20 protein-coding genes and 1 pseudogene are annotated in these 18,992 nt (G+C 64.4%); 9 read left to right on the top strand and 12 right to left on the bottom strand.

Features of this window, described 5'->3' with window-relative positions; all coding sequences use genetic code 11:
- Positions 1 to 1,175 precede the first annotated feature (1,175 nt).
- Positions 1,176 to 1,280 carry a cupin domain-containing protein gene (locus HZZ16_RS37180; protein ID WP_311974140.1) on the top strand — a complete coding sequence of 35 codons (105 nt, stop codon included), beginning with the start codon at positions 1,176 to 1,178 and terminating at the stop codon, positions 1,278 to 1,280.
- A 221-nt stretch (positions 1,281 to 1,501) separates the two neighbouring features.
- On the top strand, positions 1,502 to 2,494 hold the full coding sequence (locus tag HZZ16_RS15175) for an ABC transporter substrate-binding protein (protein WP_197949234.1): 993 nt from the start codon (positions 1,502 to 1,504) through the stop codon (positions 2,492 to 2,494).
- Between the two features lie 108 nt (positions 2,495 to 2,602).
- Here HZZ16_RS15175 and HZZ16_RS15170 read toward each other — a convergent pair.
- The 4 genes and pseudogenes from HZZ16_RS15170 to HZZ16_RS15155 form a co-directional block, all read right to left on the bottom strand.
- Positions 2,603 to 2,731: pseudogene (locus HZZ16_RS15170) on the bottom strand (DNA-binding response regulator); the annotation flags it as partial.
- A 22-nt stretch (positions 2,732 to 2,753) separates the two neighbouring features.
- A complete protein-coding gene (locus HZZ16_RS15165) occupies positions 2,754 to 3,317 on the bottom strand; it encodes a cytochrome P460 family protein (protein WP_197949233.1) in 564 nt (187 codons plus the stop codon).
- A 52-nt stretch (positions 3,318 to 3,369) separates the two neighbouring features.
- On the bottom strand, positions 3,370 to 4,398 hold the full coding sequence (locus tag HZZ16_RS15160; RefSeq protein WP_197949232.1) for an alpha/beta fold hydrolase: 1,029 nt from the start codon (positions 4,396 to 4,398) through the stop codon (positions 3,370 to 3,372).
- Positions 4,399 to 4,433: 35 nt separating this feature from the next.
- Positions 4,434 to 4,853, bottom strand: coding sequence for an organic hydroperoxide resistance protein (locus HZZ16_RS15155; RefSeq protein WP_197949231.1), 420 nt, complete (start codon positions 4,851 to 4,853; stop codon positions 4,434 to 4,436).
- A gap of 192 nt (positions 4,854 to 5,045) precedes the next feature.
- Between HZZ16_RS15155 and HZZ16_RS15150 the strand changes: the two genes are divergently transcribed.
- Positions 5,046 to 7,877: an ATP-binding protein gene (locus HZZ16_RS15150; protein ID WP_197949230.1), complete on the top strand. Its 2,832-nt coding sequence runs from the start codon at positions 5,046 to 5,048 to the stop codon at positions 7,875 to 7,877.
- A 4-nt stretch (positions 7,878 to 7,881) separates the two neighbouring features.
- On the opposite strand, the gene HZZ16_RS15145 is transcribed toward HZZ16_RS15150, so the two are convergent.
- A complete protein-coding gene (locus tag HZZ16_RS15145; RefSeq protein WP_197949229.1) occupies positions 7,882 to 8,553 on the bottom strand; it encodes a response regulator in 672 nt (223 codons plus the stop codon).
- Positions 8,554 to 8,887: 334 nt separating this feature from the next.
- On the opposite strand from HZZ16_RS15145, the gene HZZ16_RS15140 reads away from it, so the two are divergent.
- A complete protein-coding gene (locus HZZ16_RS15140; RefSeq protein ID WP_197949228.1) occupies positions 8,888 to 10,513 on the top strand; it encodes an MFS transporter in 1,626 nt (541 codons plus the stop codon).
- 122 nt (positions 10,514 to 10,635) lie between these two features.
- Here HZZ16_RS15140 and HZZ16_RS15135 read toward each other — a convergent pair whose 3' ends face one another.
- The 3 genes from HZZ16_RS15135 to HZZ16_RS15125 are packed head-to-tail and all read right to left on the bottom strand — an operon-like array spanning position 10,636 to position 11,923.
- Positions 10,636 to 11,109: a secondary thiamine-phosphate synthase enzyme YjbQ gene (locus HZZ16_RS15135; protein WP_197949227.1), complete on the bottom strand. Its 474-nt coding sequence runs from the start codon at positions 11,107 to 11,109 to the stop codon at positions 10,636 to 10,638.
- Between the two features lie 13 nt (positions 11,110 to 11,122).
- Positions 11,123 to 11,638 carry a hypothetical protein gene (locus tag HZZ16_RS15130; protein ID WP_197949226.1) on the bottom strand — a complete coding sequence of 172 codons (516 nt, stop codon included), beginning with the start codon at positions 11,636 to 11,638 and terminating at the stop codon, positions 11,123 to 11,125.
- Between the two features lie 42 nt (positions 11,639 to 11,680).
- Positions 11,681 to 11,923 carry a hypothetical protein gene (locus HZZ16_RS15125; protein ID WP_197949225.1) on the bottom strand — a complete coding sequence of 81 codons (243 nt, stop codon included), beginning with the start codon at positions 11,921 to 11,923 and terminating at the stop codon, positions 11,681 to 11,683.
- 75 nt (positions 11,924 to 11,998) lie between these two features.
- Between HZZ16_RS15125 and HZZ16_RS15120 the strand changes: the two genes are divergently transcribed.
- The 5 genes from HZZ16_RS15120 to HZZ16_RS15100 all read left to right on the top strand — a co-directional run bounded on the left by HZZ16_RS15120 (position 11,999) and on the right by HZZ16_RS15100 (position 14,637).
- Positions 11,999 to 12,373 carry an AtpZ/AtpI family protein gene (locus tag HZZ16_RS15120; RefSeq protein WP_124161285.1) on the top strand — a complete coding sequence of 125 codons (375 nt, stop codon included), beginning with the start codon at positions 11,999 to 12,001 and terminating at the stop codon, positions 12,371 to 12,373.
- A gap of 112 nt (positions 12,374 to 12,485) precedes the next feature.
- Positions 12,486 to 13,235, top strand: coding sequence for a F0F1 ATP synthase subunit A (locus HZZ16_RS15115; RefSeq protein WP_197949224.1), 750 nt, complete (start codon positions 12,486 to 12,488; stop codon positions 13,233 to 13,235).
- A 53-nt stretch (positions 13,236 to 13,288) separates the two neighbouring features.
- Positions 13,289 to 13,516 (top strand): F0F1 ATP synthase subunit C, encoded by a 228-nt coding sequence (locus HZZ16_RS15110; RefSeq protein ID WP_018643436.1) that lies wholly within the window; start codon positions 13,289 to 13,291, stop codon positions 13,514 to 13,516.
- A gap of 62 nt (positions 13,517 to 13,578) precedes the next feature.
- The gene (locus HZZ16_RS15105; protein ID WP_197949223.1) at positions 13,579 to 14,145 is read left to right on the top strand and encodes a F0F1 ATP synthase subunit B; all 567 of its coding nucleotides are present in this window, start codon (positions 13,579 to 13,581) and stop codon (positions 14,143 to 14,145) included.
- Positions 14,146 to 14,151: 6 nt separating this feature from the next.
- Positions 14,152 to 14,637: a F0F1 ATP synthase subunit B family protein gene (locus HZZ16_RS15100; RefSeq protein ID WP_197949222.1), complete on the top strand. Its 486-nt coding sequence runs from the start codon at positions 14,152 to 14,154 to the stop codon at positions 14,635 to 14,637.
- Positions 14,638 to 14,835: 198 nt separating this feature from the next.
- Here HZZ16_RS15100 and HZZ16_RS15095 read toward each other — a convergent pair whose 3' ends face one another.
- From HZZ16_RS15095 to thrC, 4 genes are all read right to left on the bottom strand, one after another.
- Positions 14,836 to 15,486: a hypothetical protein gene (locus HZZ16_RS15095; protein WP_197949221.1), complete on the bottom strand. Its 651-nt coding sequence runs from the start codon at positions 15,484 to 15,486 to the stop codon at positions 14,836 to 14,838.
- Between the two features lie 100 nt (positions 15,487 to 15,586).
- On the bottom strand, positions 15,587 to 16,174 hold the full coding sequence (locus HZZ16_RS15090) for a GNAT family N-acetyltransferase (protein ID WP_035996611.1): 588 nt from the start codon (positions 16,172 to 16,174) through the stop codon (positions 15,587 to 15,589).
- 36 nt (positions 16,175 to 16,210) lie between these two features.
- On the bottom strand, positions 16,211 to 17,500 hold the full coding sequence (locus HZZ16_RS15085) for a M16 family metallopeptidase (protein ID WP_197949220.1): 1,290 nt from the start codon (positions 17,498 to 17,500) through the stop codon (positions 16,211 to 16,213).
- On the bottom strand, positions 17,497 to 18,915 hold the full coding sequence (gene thrC, locus HZZ16_RS15080; protein ID WP_197949219.1) for a threonine synthase: 1,419 nt from the start codon (positions 18,913 to 18,915) through the stop codon (positions 17,497 to 17,499). The genes HZZ16_RS15085 and thrC overlap by 4 nt, the downstream gene beginning before the upstream one ends.
- Positions 18,916 to 18,992 lie beyond the last annotated feature (77 nt).

Raw genomic sequence — 18,992 nt, 5'->3', positions numbered from 1 at the left:
CGGCCGTCATTGCGAGCGCAGCGAAGCAATCCAGAATCTTTCCGCGGAAGCAGTCTGGATTGCTTCGTCGCAAGGGCTCCTCGCAATGACGGAGCGAATGGCAGCATCGCCATCCTCCATCATGCATTTGAGATCGCAGACACGCCCTCGCCTTCTCGCGGCGCGTTTCGCCCGAGGTTTGCGCTTCGCGTCGCGCCCTCTTGAATAAAGGGCGCAGGGAAGGCCGGGTGCTGACCTAGCACCCGCGGTCCGCTGCGCGAAATGCACACGCTGGAAGAACCGCACAGCAGCATACAGGTGAAGCCGAACACACGGCCTTCCCTGCGCGATGGTCGGACGGCTTATGCCGTGCTCTCCCGGGAGCCGAACTTTCCTTCTGGCCTCCCTCGCCTCACGGAATTCGCCGACACCGCGCTGGTTGGCGCCAGTGCCGCCTCCGCAAGACTTGACCGTGGCAACGACGGCCAGGACCACACGGTTTTGCCGTACGCAAGAGCACCGTTCGTACAACGCGGCTTGCGAAAAGCTCACGGGGATCGGCTCAATCCATCACCCCGCCCTGCGTCTCACATCCGCGACGGCGCCAATGCGTCCACCGCAGCCCGATCCGCGGCTCGTGACGACGTACGACCGCCCCTTTCGCCGGATCAGGGTGAGTTGCGTATGCCACAAATCCGAATTTCGGTAAAGTGGAATATTTTGCTGCAGGCCGATTGACCCAGCCATTGCTGTTTTGCTGCCGGACAACCCCAAACTCTTGGGGTGCTCCAGGCACCCACCTGCCAAGTCGATGGTGTGGAACGCACTTGATGTCCGCTTCAATCCAAATAGCGGCAAAGAGCAGAGACCGTCAAACTCCCGGGTTGGGCCAATTTCGGACATGGCCAAAACCTGGAGATTTTGATAAGTTTGGGTATTCTCAATCAATTATTTGGAGGAAGTAATGTTTGTCAGGTACTTACTTTCCGCCGCCGTAGTCGTGTTGACGATGACCAGTATCGCTGCCGCTCAGCAGAATCCGCCAGTGGCGACCCAGCAAATCGCCACGATAAAGCGGACGCCACTACAGAAGTTTGATGTGCCCGGCACCAACTATGAGACGGTGATTGGAATTGCTGAGGTCGCCCAATGTGAATATCGGGCGCCACACACATCCCGGTCCTGAGTCAGGCTTTATGCTTGATGGCGAAATGGTGCTCATGGCCGACGGTCAACCAGACAAGACAGTAAAGTCCGGTGAGAGCTATCAACTTGCACCCGGTGTTATTCACGATGCATAGGCCGGACCGAACGGCGCGAAAGTGATTGCTACTTACGTAGTCGAGAAAGGAAAACCGCTCGCCTCTCCGGCTCCATAGTGCATCGGATCAATCGCTTCGGTTTGGATGCGTCTCCGTGAGGTTCGGCCGAGCTCAATCGCTGCCGGGCCAAGCGTCGTTACCCTCAGGGGTCGCTGCTATTCCTATGCGGGTGGGAACGAACATCAGCCAGAGGTGTATTTATGAAATTGCGCTGGAGGATATTCGCGTTAATCTTTGTTTTGGTCGCATGCCGAGAAGCAAGCGCGCAGCAACCGAACCGGCAGTTCCGGGTTGGAATCATGTCGAATACGACTGCTGCCGTCTTCTTTGATCAACTCCGCAAAGATTTTGCAAATCTGGGATATGTCGAAGGTCGCGACATTACTTTCGAGCCGAGATGGGCTCAGGGGCAGTTGGACCGTCATCCCGGTTTTGCCGACGAGCTTGCTCGCCTTGAACTCGACCTGATCATGACCTACGGCGGGGTGGCAACCGCTGCTGCGCAAAAGGCAACCAGCAAGACCCCGATCGTGTTTACTATTGTGACTGATCCGATCGCGCTCGGCCTTGCCCATGATATGAGCCGTCCGGGCGGCAATGCCACAGGAATTACCAGCCTCGATACGCAGCAAGCCGCGAAGCAATTCGAACTCCTCAAAGAGGCATTGCCGAGCATCTCACGGGTGGCGATTCTGAGCGACGACACACTGCCCGGAGCCGATGCGAGTGGGTTCGTCCCGATCGAGAGGGAAAATCGCGCAGCAGCAATTGCGGTTGGGTTCGAGCCTTTCGTCGTAAGGGTCAAGGGTCCGACCGCCGAAGCGAAACTGGATGAGGCCTTTGCGGAGATCATGAAGCATGATGTGCAGGCGATCGTGATCCTCGAAGCGCCTGTTGTTTTCCCGCATGCAAAGCGCATCGCGGAGATTGCCTCCGAGAGAAAGTTGCTGACCGTGTTTCCCGGAAGCCAGGGAGCCGCGGGCGGGCTGTTCGCCTATGGTACCAGCGTGATCGACACATTTCCTAGAATGTCAATCATTGCGGATAAAGTTCTGAAGGGGACGAAGCCCGCCGAGCTGCCAATTGAAACCATCACGAAGCGAACATTGATCGTAAATCAGCGGGCAGCAAAAGCTGTTGGGATCACGGTACCCGCGAGCATCTTGCAGCGAGCAGACCGCGTCGTTGAGTAAGTGTCCAAGACGATTCGCATGTCCGCTTCGGGTCGAACCCGGCAAAGCTCCGAACGAACTGACTGATCCGCTTTGCCCTAAAGACCGGCCATCCGCGAGTTAAGCGCCTCACCCCGTGGTCGTGCCCTGCTTCCACTGGCCGCCAGCGATCTTTGCGGCGGCAATCACGGCCTGGATGCGGCTCTCGACGCCCTTTTGCAGGATGACCGAGACGTGCGCCTTGATGGTGGCGGTGGAATGATTGCGCGGCCAGGTCCGCTCAGGGCGCAAGCCGCGTGAAGACGTAATCGCGGCTCTTGGCGCGCGCGTCGTGGCAGGCGAAGCAGGTGCGATGCTGCGCCTCGTCCACCGGCTTGCCGTTGATGAAGCGGCCAAAACCCCAGCCGCCGGTGGCGGCGTATTTCTTGGAATCCTTCACCATCACCTGGACCGTAGTCGCGGCGCCGGGAATCGTCGCTGACGCAAATTCGGGCGATTGTTTCCGCTTCCAGGCGCGCTTGACCAGAATGGTGCCGTCCGGGAACGGCAGTTTTCCGGCCTGATAGGCGTCGATTGCAGTCTGGTTGCCGAGAACAGCGCGCAGCTCGTCGAGTGGCGCGGCCTCTTCGGCCGGCGCGATCAGCTCCCACCGCTTGTAGCCGGCTGGAATTGTGATGCCGAAGATCGGCGAAGCGTCCGCCGCGCTCTGTTCCGCAGGCCCTTCCGCGAAGGCGATCGTGACGAGGTAGGGCATGCAGGTCAGGAGCACGACGAGGAGGACCACCGTCAGCACGACCATCGTGGTGGAGAGAGATTTCCTCTTTTCAGGTTCGGCTGTCGTCATGATGTTTCATCAGGCTCGATCAATGAGGCTGGACGGAGGTGTCGACGAACGCCTAGGCGCCATCGGCGTCGATCACGGCCTTGGCAAAGGCTTGTGGCGCTTCCTGCGGCAGGTTGTGGCCGATGCCGCCGGTGATCAGGCGAAACTCGTATCGGCCTGAGAACTTCATGGCATAGGCGCTTGGCTCGGAATGGGGGGCGCCGTTGGCGTCGCCCTCCATCGTGATCGTCGGCACCTCGATCTGCGGAGCTGCGGCCAGCTTCTTTTCGAGATGCTCGTATTTTGCCTCGCCCTGGGCGAGCCCGAGCCGCCAGCGGTAATTGTGGATCGTGATCGCGACATGATCCCTGTTGTCGAGCGCCGCCGCGCTCCTGTTGAAGGTGGCGTCGTCGAACTTCCACTGCGGCGAGGCCAGCTTCCAGATCAGCTTGGCGAAATCGTGCGTGTACTTCTCGTATCCGGCGCGGCCGCGCTCGGTCGCGAAGTAGAACTGGTACCACCATTGCAGCTCCGCCTGCGGCGGCAACGGCGCGTTGCCGGCGGCCTGGCTGGAGATCAGATAGCCGCTGACCGATACCAACGCGCGACAACGGTCCGGCCACAACGCGGCGATGATGTCGGCGGTGCGTGCACCCCAGTCGAAGCCGGCGACGACGGCCTTCTTGATCTCGAGCTTGTCCATCAGCGCGATGATGTCCGCAGCCATGGCCACAGGCTCGCCGTTGCGCGGCGTTTCACTGGAGAGGAAGTGCGTCGTGCCGTAGCCACGCAAATATGGGATGATGACGCGATAGCCGGCCTTGGCCAGCAGCGGCGCGACGTCGATGAAGGCGTGAATGTCGTAGGGCCAGCCGTGCAGCAGGATCGCCACCGGACCGTTCGAGGGACCCGCCTCCGCATAGCCGACGTTGAGAACGCCAGCATCGATCTGCTTGATCGCGCCGAAGGACGCATTCGATGCGGAGGTTCGCTGTGGTTCCGTCTCGGCCCGCGCGAACGCGATCATGCCGATACCGGCGGCGGCGGCTCCCGTGGCAATGCCGAGAAACTGGCGGCGGTGCTGATCGATGATCTGTTTCATGATGGAGTGACCTCGTCGTGGTTGATGATGGTGCGTCAGATCAGCGCGACCGTGACGTCGATGTTGCCGCGGACGGCCTTGGAGTAGGGGCAGGTTTGATGCGCTTCATCGATGATGCCGCGTGCGATCTCGGGGTCGAGACCCGGCAGGCTGACATTGAGGCGCGCCCTCAGCGAGTAGGCGCCCTCATCGAGCAAGAGATCGATCTCCGCATCGATCGCGGTTTTCCTGGGAAGGGTCACCTTCCGCTTGCGCGCGGCGAGTTCCATCGCGCCTTCGAAGCAGGCCGACCAGCCGGCCGCAAACAACTGCTCGGGATTGGTGCCGATACCGGCCCCGCCCGGCGGCGACAGCTTGACGTCGAGGCGACCGTCGGAACTGCGCGATATGCCGTCGTGGCGGCCGCCGCTTGTGTATGTCCGGGCCGTGTAGAGCAGTTTTGCCGTTTGCGTCATGAGGAGCTCCTTGCCATCGCGACTTACTATCAGCGACGCGCTTCGGAGACCCGTTTGGACTTGTGAGAAATTGTGAGGCCGGCGCAGAAGCTATTGGGAGGCCTGCAAACACGGTCTGATGCCGATGCAACGCAGGCCTTGCGGGATGGCTGCCCTCTGGCTATCCGGTTCGCAAATGAGCAAGATTTCGCGATGACCACGCCGACCGGGCCAAGACTCTCGTTCGGACCATTCACCGTGGCGCCACATGAAAGGCTCGTGACGCGCGACGGCGTCGCGGTGCCGCTGGGTGCGAAGGCCTTCGACGCGCTGATCGCACTGATGTCGCGACCGAACGAGGTCGTCAGCAAATGGGATCTGATGGCGCTGGTGTGGCCCGGCATCACCGTCGAAGAGGCCAATCTGCGCTTTCACATCGCCGCTCTCCGCAAGGCGCTCGGCGACGGCAAGGACGGCGCGCGATACATCACGACGCTCTCCGGGCGCGGCTATTGCTTCGTGGCACCGATCTCGCACACGGAGCTTCCGGCAGCGCGGCACTCGTCCCCGCCCATGGAATTGCCGCCGGTCAAGCTGCCGAACCGGCTGCAACGGATGGTCGGGCGCGACCAGGCGGTTGCTACCATCTCCGACAAGCTTCTCACCTCGCGCTTCGTCACGATCGTGGGTCCGGGCGGTGTGGGCAAGACTGCCGTCGCGGTGGCGATCGCCCACGACCTGCTCGCGACGTTCTCCGACGCCGCACATTTCGTCGACCTTGCCGCGCTCAGCGATCCCGATCTCGTGATCACCTCGATCCTGTTGATGCTCGGCTTGCCGGCCGAGACCGACGATCCCCTGCCCGCGCTGCTCGCGCATGTCAGGGACAAGCGGATGCTGCTCATCCTCGACAATTGCGAGCATGTCATCGCCGCAGCGGCGCCGCTGGCTTCGGCGATCTTCCACGCTGCGCTGGATGTCCACATCCTCGCCACCAGCCGCGAAGCCCTGCGCGTCGAGGGCGAGCAGGTCTATCGATTGGCGCCGCTCGCCGTTCCGCCTGATAGTACCGGGCTGAGTGCGGCGGCTGCGCAGACCTATCCCGCGCTTCAGCTCTTCATCGAACGGGCGACCGCTGGCGGCGCGCAGATCGCGCTCGATGACAGCAATGCGGCGCTCGTCGCCGGCATCTGCCGCAAGCTCGACGGCATGGCCCTGGCGATCGAGCTCGCCGCCGGCCGGGTCGAGGCTTACGGCCTGGAGCAGACGGCCGCGCTGCTCGACGAGCGTCTCAATCTGCTCTGGCAGGGCCAGCGCACCGCGCCGCCGCGGCAGAAGACATTGCGGGCGACACTGGACTGGAGCTACGGGCTGCTGTCCGACATCGAGCGCCTCGTACTCCGCAGGCTGGCCGTCTTCGTAGGTCACTTCACCATCGACGCCGCCCTCGAGGTCGTCCCGGATGAACGTGCCGACCGCTCCCGCTTGTTCGACGCCATAGACAGTCTCGTCGCCAAATCGATGGTTGCGCCGCGGCCGGTCGGCGCCATGATGCGCTACCGTCTGCTCGATACCACGCGCGCCTATCTGCTCGAGATCGAGCCGAACGACGCCGCGCTCGCCGCCCGCCACGCAATCTACTACCGGCGATGGCTGGAGCAGGCCGGCAGCACATGGGCGGCAACGCCGAACGCCGACGAACGGGCGATCCACTTCTCCGCGCTCCACAACGTGCGTGCCGCGCTGGACTGGTGCTTTGGCGCGGGCGGCGACGCCAACGCCGGCATCGCGCTCGCCGCCGCGGCAACGCCGATCTTCCTCGCGATGTCCCTCTTGATCGAATGCCGGCGCTGGTCGGAACGGGCGCTGCTTGCGATGACCCCGTCCGCGCGCGGCAGCGCCGATGAAATGCACATCCAGGCCGCCCTCGGGCTGAGCCTGATGTTCACGCGCGGCGGCAGCGAGGCGGCGCGCGTAGCCTTGAGCAGGAGCCTTGCGATCGCCGAGGCGCGCGGCGACGCGCCGAACCAGCTCCAGCTGCTCGGCCGCATGCATATCTTCCACGAACGGATGGGACAGTTCGACGCCGCGCTGGGTTATGCGCAGCAGAGCCTTGCGGTCGCGCAGCCACTCGGCGATCCCGGCGCGATCGTCCTCGCCCATTCGCTGCTCGGGGTCTCGCTGCATCTGGCCGGCGAGCACCGCGATGCGCTGAAGATGCTGGAGGTCGCATGGCAAGGGCCGGGCGCGGAACGGATCAGCACCATTCATGGCTTCGATCATCGCAACCGGGCCGGCATCACGCTGGCGCGCGAACTCTGGTTGCAGGGCCGGCCCGCGGACGCGCGGCAGCTGGCGCAACAGACGGTGACTGAAGCCGCGCAGATGGAGCATCCGATCACACTGTGCATCGCGCTGATCTGGGCGGTCTCCATCTCGCTGTGGGACGGCGATCTCGACGGCGCGGAACAGAGCATTGACCAGTTCATCGCGCATGCTGAATCTCGATCGATGGGTCCCTATCTCGTGGTGGGCCGCGGCGTGAAAGGCGAACTGGCGATCCGTCGGGGAGACGCCGCATATGGCGTCGAGACGATCGAAGCTTGCCTACGTGAGCTCCACGAGGCCGGCTACGAACTGCTCACCACGACCTTCAACATCGCGCTGGTTCAAGGCTTGCTGGCGCTTGGACAGATCGCGCAGAGTGCGCGCCTGATCGAGGATGCGATCCGCCTCGTCGATCAGAGCGGCGATCATCTCTACATGCCCGAGTTGCTGCGGATGAAAGGCAGAGTTCTGCTGTCGCTGCCGGAGCCCAACGCGGAGCAGGCAGAAGCCCAGTTCATGCAATCCCTGGATCTCAGTCGCCGGCAAGGCGCTACGGCCTGGGAGCTGCGCGCCGCAATCGATCTCGCCGGGCTGTTTGCCGAGCGCGGGCAGCGCGACGAGGCGAAGCGATGGCTCCAATCGGCGCTCGATGGCTTTGCCGAGGGCTCCGAGACGGCGGATATCAAAGCGGCCAGCGTGCTGCTGACCACGCTGTAGCGGATCACCCCGTCGGCGGGCCCTGCTTCCATTGGCCGCCGGCGATCTTCGCGGCGGCAATCACCGCTTGCGTCCGGCTCTCGACGCCGAGCTTTTGCAGGATCGCCGAGACATGGGCCTTGATGGTGGCCTCGGAGACGCCGAGCTCGTAGGCGATCTGCTTGTTGAGAAGGCCTTCCGACAGCATCATCAGGACCCGGACCTGCTGCGGCGTCAGCGTCACCAGGCGGTCGCGGAGGCGGGTCATGTCAGGGTCGGCGGCGGCGGACAGGTCGGTATCGGCGGGAACCCAGACGTCGCCTTCCATCACCTTGAGGATGGCGTCGCGCAAGGTCTCGACCCCGAACCGCTTGGGGATGAAGCCGGACGCACCGAAATCGAGCGAACGGCGGATCGTGGCGCTATCGTCGGAGGCCGAGACGATCACGACCGGGATCGCCGGATATTGCGCGCGCAGGTAGATCAGGCCGGAAAAGCCGGAAATCCCGGGCATGGAGAGGTCGAGCAGGACCAGATCGACGTCGGAGGCCTGCTCCAGAAGCTTGGTCAGATCTTCGAAGGATCCGGCCTCGTCGATCCGGGCCGAGGGGAGAACGCCCGCCACCGCCTGCCGCAGCGCATCGCGGAACAGGGGATGATCATCGGCGATGACGAGATAAGTCGAAGGAGCGTTCATCGTTCTCTTGCTGTCATTCGCGCCGGGTCGGCAAACAGATCTCGGGTGTGTCAATTCTTCCCCGAGCGGCCGTGGCATGCAAGTGCACATTATCCCTTTGCTGCAAAGGGGTTAATCCCCGGGCCTGGCACTTGTGCACCGGCGCCGGATACCACAGCGCCAGTGCGCAAAGCCGAAAGTCGTATTGGGGCGGGTTTCACGCCGATGTTACCTTGTGGGCAAGACCTGGGCTGATCCGGCGCGTCCGGACATTCTGGGGGAGCGAGGAAACGTATTTTTCGGGGAGCGACTCAACATGTCGACAATGGCTGTGTCTCAAGCAGGCGCGGGAGGGATGACGAAGGACGAACGGTTCGTCATTCTCGCCTCCTCGCTCGGTACCGTCTTCGAGTGGTACGACTTCTATCTTTACGGTTCGCTCGCCTCGATCATCGGCGTGCAGTTCTTCTCGGCCTATCCGCCGGCAACCCGCGACATCTTCGCGCTGCTGGCGTTTGCCGCGGGCTTCCTGGTGCGGCCGTTCGGCGCGATCGTTTTCGGCCGCATCGGCGACATCGTCGGCCGCAAATACACCTTCCTGGTCACGATCCTGATCATGGGTCTGTCGACCTTCATCGTCGGCCTGTTGCCCAACGCGGCGACGATCGGCATCGCGGCTCCGATCATCCTGATCGTGCTGCGCCTCGCCCAGGGCCTGGCGCTCGGCGGCGAGTATGGCGGCGCGGCAACCTATGTCGCGGAGCATGCGCCGAACGGCAAGCGCGGCTACTACACCTCGTTCATCCAGACCACGGCTACGCTCGGCCTGTTCCTGTCGCTGCTGGTGATCCTGTTCACCCGCACCGCGGTCGGCGAGGCCGACTTCGCGGCTTGGGGCTGGCGCATTCCGTTCCTGGTCTCGGTGCTGTTGCTCGGCATCTCGGTCTGGATCCGGCTTCGCCTGAACGAATCGCCGATCTTCCAGAAGATGAAGGAGGAAGGGAAGGGCTCGAAGGCGCCGCTGACGGAGGCCTTCGGCAACTGGCAGAACGGCAAGCTCGTGCTGCTCGCCTTGCTCGGCGGCGTGATGGGCCAGGGCGTGGTCTGGTACACCGGCCAGTTCTACGCGCTGTTCTTCCTGCAATCGATCCTGAAGGTCGACGGCTATACCGCCAACCTCCTGATCGCCTGGTCGCTGCTGCTCGGCACCGGCTTCTTCATCGTGTTCGGCATGCTGTCCGACAAGATCGGCCGCAAGCCGATCATCCTTGGCGGCTGCCTGATCGCGGCCCTCACCTTCTTCCCGATCTTCAAGATGATCACGTCCAACGCCAACCCGGCGCTGGAAAAGGCCATCGAGACGGTCAAGGTCGAGGTGGTGGCCGATCCCGCCGGCTGTGGCGATCTGTTCAACCCGGTCGGCACCCGCGTCTTCACCGCGCCTTGCGACACCGCGCGCGCCTACCTGTCGCAATCGTCGGTCAAGTACTCGACGACGTCAGGTCCGGCCGGCTCAGGCGTGAAGGTCGTGGTCAACGGCAAGGACGTGCCCTACACCAACGCCAAGGACAGCAACCCGGCGGTTCTCGCCGCGGTGCAGGCGGCCGGCTATCCCAAGGCGGGTGACGCCGGCATCGTGAAGATGGCGCATCCGTTCGACATCTTCCGTCCGCAGGTGGCGGCGATCATCGGCCTGCTGTTCATCCTGGTCGTGTTCGTCACCATGGTGTACGGCCCGATCGCGGCGATGCTGGTCGAATTGTTCCCGACCCGCATCCGCTACACCTCGATGTCGCTGCCCTACCACATCGGCAACGGCTGGTTCGGCGGCCTCCTGCCCGCCACCGCCTTCGCCATCGTGGCCTCGACGGGCGACATCTACGCCGGTCTCTGGTACCCGATCATCTTCGCCTCGATTACCGTGGTGATCGGCTTCCTGTTCCTGCCGGAAACCAAGGACGTCGACATCAAGGCGACCTGATCGCAGCAACAATCGACGACACGAACCGGCCGCGGTCTCCGCGGCCGGTTTTGCTTTTGTGTGCTTCTTGCTTGGACGCGTTTTCTTGGCGCGAACCGACACCAACCTCGCTCGAAAACGCTCTAGCGATTGCTGCCGACGAATTGCAGCACGATCTCACGGCGGTGCGGGCGGCTGCGATGCTCGATCAGATAGATCGCCTGCCAGGTGCCGAGCGCGAGCCTGCCGCTCAGGACCGGGATCTGGAGCGAAGTCTGCGTCAGCATGGTCTTGATGTGGGCCGGCATGTCATCGGGCCCCTCGGTATCATGGGTCCACCCGGCGTTCTCCGGCGCGAGCCGTGACAGCGCCGTGGTGAGATCGACCAGCACGGAGGGATCGGCGTTTTCCTGGATCGTCAGAGAGGCCGAGGTGTGGCGGATGAACAGCGTCAATGCACCCTCACCCGCGTGCGCATCGGCGATGAATCTTGCGGCCTCACTGGTCAGATCAGTGAAGCCGCGGCCGGGTGTCTGCACGGTGAGCAGTGACGATGTGACGGTCGCAGCCTGCACGGACGATGGTGCGGAGCGGGTGACGGATCTGGCTGATGTCATGGAGGGGCACGCATCAAATCTTCCCCGCCACGTCTTTCTGCACGCGGTTGGCCATGTCGATCAGCCGCCGCCAGGCCTTTTCCAGGAACGACATCACGCGGTCGATGTCCTGCTCGCTCGGCAGTGGGATCTCGATCTTGCGCTCGCCCTCGGCGATCTTGGGCTCGGCTTTCCTGAGCGGATCGGATTTCGGCAGCGCCTCGTCGATCTTGCCCGATACGGTCGGCCCCGCCGCGAGCTGTCCCTTCAGCCTCTCGACCTCGGCCTGGAGCCTGCCGATCTCGGCATCGAGTGCGGTCCGCTCGTCGGGCACCGCGTAGCAGGCCCAACCGGCGCCGTTCTTGCTGCAGGTCGACACCGTGCCGGTACGCGTGTCGAGCCGCAGCACGCCCTCGGGAATGGGCGTCATGCTGTAGCGGCCATTTTCGCCGTCGGGCGCGGATTGCGCGGCCACGAGGCCGCCGCTGACCACCATCACCGCGGCCGCCGCCGCGAACCATGATGTCGTGGATGACGTCGCAGGTCTCATCGTTGTCTCCGCCCCGGCGCTGCTGCGGCTGCAGTTGCAATTCTACACCCGCAGCCGGCAATCCGCCGCCAAAAAGCCGCCGCTGGAATCAACGAACGCGGCGGCTTGTTTGATCCCACCGCCGCGGCGAAAGCGCGGCTGCGTCCGCCGTTCGCGAGCAGACCTGCTGCGGTGCGGCGTCACGCTGTGTGCAGCGCTGCTGCGCGCGACAATATCATCAAGTAAATCAAAGACATAATCGAAAGCGACGCAATCGTGACTTGGCTTGACTTGATTATGGGCCATCAGTATGGTCCGCGCGGCTTTTGAGGGTGGCGGGCGTAATTTCCATTTGGCCGCAGCGTTTCGGGTCTTTGTCGCATGGCACAGAGCACGGGACACGGTGAGAATGGAGATCGCGATAGATCGTCCGAGGAAGCCGCGCTTTCCGATCGGCTCGGAAATCTTGATCAGCGGTTGTCCGAATTTCGCGACCGCCGGGCCAAGACCGAGCAACCCGCAGGTGACGATGGAGACAAAGCGGCCAGAGCCTCGGCGATGGCGCTTGGTTTTCGGTTATCCTCCGAGTTGGTCGCCGGTGTCGCTGTCGGAGCGGGGATTGGCTGGGGGTTCGACCGTTTGCTGTCGACGTCGCCTTTCGGATTCATCGTGTTCCTGCTGCTGGGCTTCGTCGCCGGCGTGGTGAATGTGGTGAGATCGGCAGGCGCGGGTCAAAACAGGCGCGGTGGTTCGTAAGCTGGTCCCACCAGGAGAGGAATGATCGTGCCGGCCTCGCCGGTACGGGCCGGCCCGGCCGGCAGGACCGAGACCCGCCGGCATGCCCGGCAGACCAAGAGATGCCGCGCCGATGAAAATCGATCCGATCCACCAGTTCAACATCGAGCCTCTCTTCACCCTGGGCCATATCGGCAATCACACGATCGCCTTCACCAATTCGTCGCTCTACATGCTGATCGCGGTCGCGATCATCTCGATCCTGATGCTCGCCAGCGGCTCGCAGCTGGTCCCTGGGCGCCTGCAGTCGGTCGCCGAGATCTCCTACGAATTCGTGGCGTCGACCATCCGTTCGACGGCCGGCGCGGAAGGCATGAAGTTCTTCCCGCTGATCTTCTCGCTGTTCATGTTCATCTGCGTCTCGAACCTGGTCGGCATCATTCCTTACACCTTCACGGTCTCGAGCCACCTGATCGTCACCGCCGGGCTGGCGCTGCTGGTCTTCTTCACCGTGCTGATCTACGGCGTCGCCAAGAACGGCGTGAAGTTTTTCAAGATCTTCGTTCCCCATGGCGTGCCCGGCTACGTCCTGCCGCTGGTCATGTTCATCGAGGTCCTGTCGTTCTTCCTGCGGCCGGTCTCGCACAGCATTCGTCTGTTCGCCAACATGCTGGCCGGCCACATCGCGCTGAAGGTGTTCGCGGGCTTCGTCGCCATGCTGGGCTTCTCGCTCGGCGCCATCGGCTGGGTCGGCGGCGTGCTGCCGCTGGCGCTCACGGTCGCGCTGTATGCTCTCGAGATCCTGGTCGCGTTCCTGCAGGCTTACGTGTTCGCGATCCTGACCTGCATCTACCTCAACGACGCCATTCATCCGGGACACTGAGCGGTCCGGGGAATTTCCACCCACAACCCAATCTTTCTTCCAAGGAGTCTAAAATGGATCCGGCAGCAGCAAAACTTATCGGCGCGGGCATCGCGTGCATCGGCATGGGCGGTGCGGGCGTCGGCGTGGGCGTGATCTTCGGCAACTACCTCGCCGCAGCCGTCCGCAACCCGTCGGCCGCTCAGGGCCAGTTCGGCAACCTGATCTTCGGCTTCGCCGTGACCGAAGCGCTCGGCATCTTCTCGCTGCTGATCGCGCTGCTTCTGCTGTTCGTTTTCTAAAGGAACGACTTCTTCCGCGCCGCTTCATCCGAAGCGGCGCGTGACAGCAACAGGAGTACTCCATGGCCGAGAGTCATGGCGGGGCAAAAGGACCGGCGGCGGGTGCCCACACCGAAGCCGATGGCGGTCATCACAGCGGGGGCTTTCCGCCGTTCGAGAGCAGCACCTTTGCTTCGCAGCTGGTGTCGCTCGCGATCTTCTTCGTCCTGCTTTACGTGATCGTGTCCAAGCTCGCTCTGCCGAAGGTCGGCGGTGCGATCGAAGCACGCCAGAACAAGATCGAGGGCGACCTCGCCGAGGCGCAGAAGCTGAAGGACCAGTCCGAGGCTGCGCTGAAGGCCTATGAAGGCGAGCTCGCTTCGGCGCGTTCGCGGGCGCAGGCGATCGGCAACGAATCCCGCGACAAGGCGAATGCGCAGGCGGACGCCGAACGCAAGGCGCTGGAAGAGCAGCTGGCGGCCAAGCTCGCCGAGGCAGAGAAGACCATCGCCTCGACCCGCACGGCCGCCATGAGCAACGTCCGCGGCATCGCGGCCGACGCGGCAGGCCAGATCGTGCAGCAACTCACCGGGGTCATTCCGGATGCTGCCTCGGTCAATGCCGCCGTTGACGCGTCCTTGAAGGGATAGCCACAGATGTTCTTCGATCCTGAAACCTGGGTCGCCGTCGCCTTCGTGATCCTGATGGTCGTGTTCGGCTATCTCGGGGTCTTCAAGTCGGCGATGACCGCGCTCGATCATCGCGCCGCCCGCATCAAGGCCGAGCTCGACGACGCCGCGCGCCTCAAGCAGGAGGCGGCCAAGGTGCTCGCCGACTACAAGGCGCGCAGTGCCACGGCCGAGCGCGAGGCCGCCGATATCATCGCTAACGCCAGGGCCGAAGCCGAGCGCATCGCCGCCGACGCCAAGGCGAAGATGGAAGACTTCGTCGCCCGCCGCACCAAGACGGCGGAGAACAAGATCGCGATGGCCGAGGCCCAGGCGCTGGCCGACGTCCGCGCCGCAGCCGCGGAAGCCGCCGTCCAGGCTGCCTCGACGATCCTGTCGCAGTCGGTCAAGGGCCAGGTCGCCGACGACCTGCTCGCCAAGAGCATCAACGAAGTCAGGCAGAAGCTGAACTGAGCTTTCGGCCCGCATCAATCAAAAGCCGGCGTGATGAGCGCCGGCTTTTTTGTTTGTCGGGCCTCCTTTGTCCCGGACGCGGTGCAGCGTGCAACGCTGCTCCCCAGAGCCGGGGATCCATGGATCCGAAACACGCATCCCTGGGCCCCGGCTCTGCGCCGCACCGCTACGCGCTGCACCGCGTCCGGGGCACGAGAATCATTTCTTCTTCCGCCCCTTCGGCTCCGGCGAGAGCGCCTGCGGGTCGAAGCCGACGTAGAAGATGTAGGCATCGGCGACCGCGGGCGCCGGCACCGGATAGGCCAGATCCTCGGCGACGAAGGTGAAGGGCACGCTGCCGCCTTCCGACATCGCCACCGTGGTCCGGTAGGCCTTCGAGGCGATCACCTTCTCACCGATGCCGCCCTGCACGACGGCGATGCGCAGCGGCACCTCGACGGAGGCGGGCGCACCGGCGGGGCCAGCGATGACACGGCCCTGGATGCCGATCCGGGCGGTGATGCCGGCGCTGCTGCGGGAGCATTCGCGCGCCATCTTGGTGATCGAGGCCTGGAAGCGGATGTCATTGCCGACGGCCGGCTTGCCGCTGGCGCCGACCGCGTAGGTCGAGGCGCCCGCACGCACCGTGACCTGCGGGCAATCGAGGTCGTCTTCGGCCGGCTGTCCGGGCGCAGGCGCCGGCTTCGCCTCGGCCGGCTCGTCGGACTTGCCGCCGAACAAGCTCTTGAAGCGGTCGGTCAACGACTGCGCCGCCACCGGCGAGACGGAGGCGAGCCCGACCGATAATGCCAGCACGACCGCTGCGCCCCGCCGCAATCTCGTCCGCGATGACCGAAGCTCCTGCACCATCAACACCCGTACTCCATGACAATGTTCCGGCCGGGTTATATCGCCAAACTCGGCGAACCCAAGGCAGCAAAAAGGGATTGGGCCGCACCCATCAGGCCGCTCAGCCGCGGAAGTCCTCGTGCAGCAGGCCGAACAGCAGGTGATCCTGCCAGACCCCGTTGATGCAGAGATAGCGACGCGCCAGGCCCTCGCGCGAGAAGCCGCACTTCTCCAGCACCCGGATCGACGGCGCATTGGTCGGGATGCAGGCGGCCTCGACCCGGTGCAGATTGAGCTCGCCGAACAGCGTCGGCAGCAGCACCCGCAGTGCGGCCGTCATGTAGCCCCGATGGGCATAAGGCTGGCCGACCCAATAGCCGATGGTCCCGGCCTGCACGATGCCACGCCGGACATTGGCGAGCGTGATGCCGCCGACCAGGGCACCGTCGAGCTCGCGGAAGATCAGAAAGGGATAGGAGCGGTCCGCGGCAATGTCCTCGGCATAGCGGCGCAGGCGGCGGCGGAAGCCGGACCGGGTGAGATCGTCAGACGGCCAGATCGGCTCCCAAGGCGTGAGATAGTCACGGCTGGTCTCGCGCAAATGAGCCCATTGCAGGAAGTCGGACATTTGCGGCGCGCGCAGGAGCAGCCCGTTGCCGCGCGGCGCCAGGGCGGCGGGTCCACTGGATGGCAGGCGAAAGAGGGCCATGGTGATGCTTTCCGGGGCGAGGCCCGCGCGCGGCTCCTAATGCAGCCGCGCCTTGGCGCGCGCCCGTGTCAATCCTTCCGCAAAAGACACCGCCGTGTCCAGACCCCTGCCGCTGCCCAACGCGACGACCGCAGGCCGGCTGCGCGACAGCAGCGCACGGGCCGCGTCCCGCGTCGATTCGATGCTGACGGCATCGATCCGGGCCACCAGTTCCTGCACCGTCTGCGGCCGCCCATAGGCCAGCACATGCCGGGCGAGCTGCTCGGCGCGGGAGGAGCAGCTCTCCAGCGCCATCAGCAGCCCCGCCTTCATCTGCGCCTTGGCCCGGGCGATCTCGGCCTCGGTCAGCGTCTCCACCGAATCGTTCATGATGTCGACCACGACCTCCATCATCTCCGGCGCGTCGGCGGGATCGGTGCCGGTATAGAGGCCGAAAAACCCGGTGTCGGTGTAGGGCGCGTGGAAGGTGTAGATGGAGTAGCAGAGGCCGCGCTTCTCGCGAACCTCCTGGAACAGGCGCGACGACATTCCGCCGCCGAGGACATTGGTGAAGACCTGCAGCGGGAACAGCGAAGGATCGGTCTGCGGCACCCCCTCGAGCGCCAGCGTCAGATGCGCCTGCTCGAGTTCGCGATGCACCACCTTGGCGCCGCCCTGGCCGAACCGAGCGGCCTGCGGCTTCGGCCCGGGCGCACCCTCGAAGCTCGCGAAACGCTTTTCGACCTCGGCGACGACCTGACCGTGGTCGACGGCGCCGGCCGCCGCCACCACCATATCGGGCCCGCGATAATGCGTCGACAGGTAGCCGCGCAGCATGTCGCGGTTGAAGGCGCGCAGCGTCTTGGCGGTGCCGAGCAGCGAACGGCCCATCGGCTGGTCGGGATAGCAGAGCTCGTTCAGATGCTCGAACACGACGTCGTCGGGCGTGTCCTGCGCAGCACCGATCTCCTGCACGATGACGTTCTTCTCGCGCTCCAGCTCGTCGGGCTCGAAGGCGGGATTGGCGAGGATGTCGGCGAGCACGTCGAGCGCGAGCGGCACGTCGGCCTTCAGCACCCGCGCGTAATAGGACGTGGTCTCGGTCGAGGTGCCGGCATTGAGGTCGCCGCCGACCGCCTCGATCTCCTCGACGATCTCGCGCGAGGAGCGCCTGGTCGTGCCCTTGAACGCCATGTGCTCCAGGAGATGCGAGATGCCGTGCTCGTTCGGCTTCTCGTCGCGTCCGCCGACGCCGGCCCAGACGCCGAGCGCCGCCGTCTCGAGGTGGGGCATCTCGTCGGTGACGACGGTGAGGCCGGAGGCAAGCTTGGACATCTCGACGCTCATCCGGCAACTCCCTGCTTTGCGGCGCGGCTGGTGGACAGCACGAACCGCTCGAGCTCGACCTGATCGTTCTTCATCACCCTCATGTGTTCGGATTTGGTCATCAAGCCGTCGAGCCAAGCCGGCAATTGCGGCCGCTGGGCGCAGGCCGCCTCGACGGCATCGGGGAATTTGGCCGGATGGGCGGTGGAAAGCACGATGCTCGGCACTCTCGTATCGGTGGTGTCGCGGTCCGCGACGGCGAGCGCCACGGCGGTATGGGGATCGACCAGCTCGCCTGCTTCGCGCCAGGCGGCGCGGATCGCAGCCGCAGTCTCGGTCTCGTCGGCGCGCCCGGCGTCGAACTCCTCGCGGATCGCGGCGAGTGTCGCATCGGGCAGCACGAAGCGGCCGGACTGCTTCAGCGACTCCATCAGGCGGCGCACGCCGGCGGCATCGCGCCGGCCGGCCTCGAACAGCAGCCGTTCGAAGTTCGAGGAGATCTGGATGTCCATCGACGGCGATGCCGTCGCGTGCACCTCGCGCACCTCGTAGATGCCGGTCTTCAGTGTGCGCGCCAGGATGTCGTTGACGTTGGCGGCGATGCGCAGGGTGCGCACCGGCAACCCCATGCGCTTGGCGACGTAGCCGGCGAAGATGTCGCCGAAATTGCCCGTCGGAACGACGAAATCGACCGCGCGCGCCGGAGCACCGACCGCGACGGCGGAGGTGAAATAATAGACCACCTGGGCGACGATGCGCGCCCAGTTGATGGAATTGACGCCGGAGAGCGAGGTCGCATCGCGGAAGCGATGGTTGTTGAACATCGCCTTCACGAGCGCCTGGCAGTCGTCGAAGGTGCCCTCGATGGCGAGCGCATGGACGTTGGCCGCGCCCGTCGTCGTCATCATCCGCCGCTGCACCTCGGAGATGCGGCCGTGCGGAAACAGCACGATGAGATCGACGTTCTCGAGGCCTGCAAAGGCCTCGACCGCGGCGCCGCCGGTATCGCCTGACGTCGCGACCACGATGGTGGTGCGCTGGCCGCGCTTTTCGAGCACATGGTCCATCAGCCGCGAGATCAGCTGCATCGCCACGTCCTTGAAGGCGAGCGTCGGACCGTGGAACAGCTCCAGCACGAACTGGTGCGGGGACATCTGGCGCAGCGGCACCACCGCAGGATGGCGGAAGGTGGCATAGGCCTCGTTCGCCATTCGCCCGAGCTCGGCGTCGGAAATCTCGCCGCCGGCGAAGGGACGAATCACGTCGACCGCGACCTCCCAATAGGGGCGGCCGAAGAAGCCGGCGATCGTCTCGCTCGGAAGCTGTGGCCACACCGCGGGCACATACAGGCCACCATCGCGGGCAAGCCCGGTCAGCATCACGTCACAAAAGCCGAGTTCGGGGGCCTCGCCCCGGGTCGAGATATAACGAGTCAAATTGCCCTCCAAAGGCGGCCGGGCCGAAGCTTGACCCTTAAGCCTTTGATTTTACGTAATTACTTGTCAACAGCCAG

It is taken from the genome of Bradyrhizobium glycinis (assembly GCF_016031655.1).
In the GTDB taxonomy this organism is placed as follows: domain Bacteria; phylum Pseudomonadota; class Alphaproteobacteria; order Rhizobiales; family Xanthobacteraceae; genus Bradyrhizobium; species Bradyrhizobium glycinis.
The sequence above is the reverse complement of the archived record's forward strand: the minus strand, read 5'-3'. Positions and strand labels throughout refer to the sequence as shown.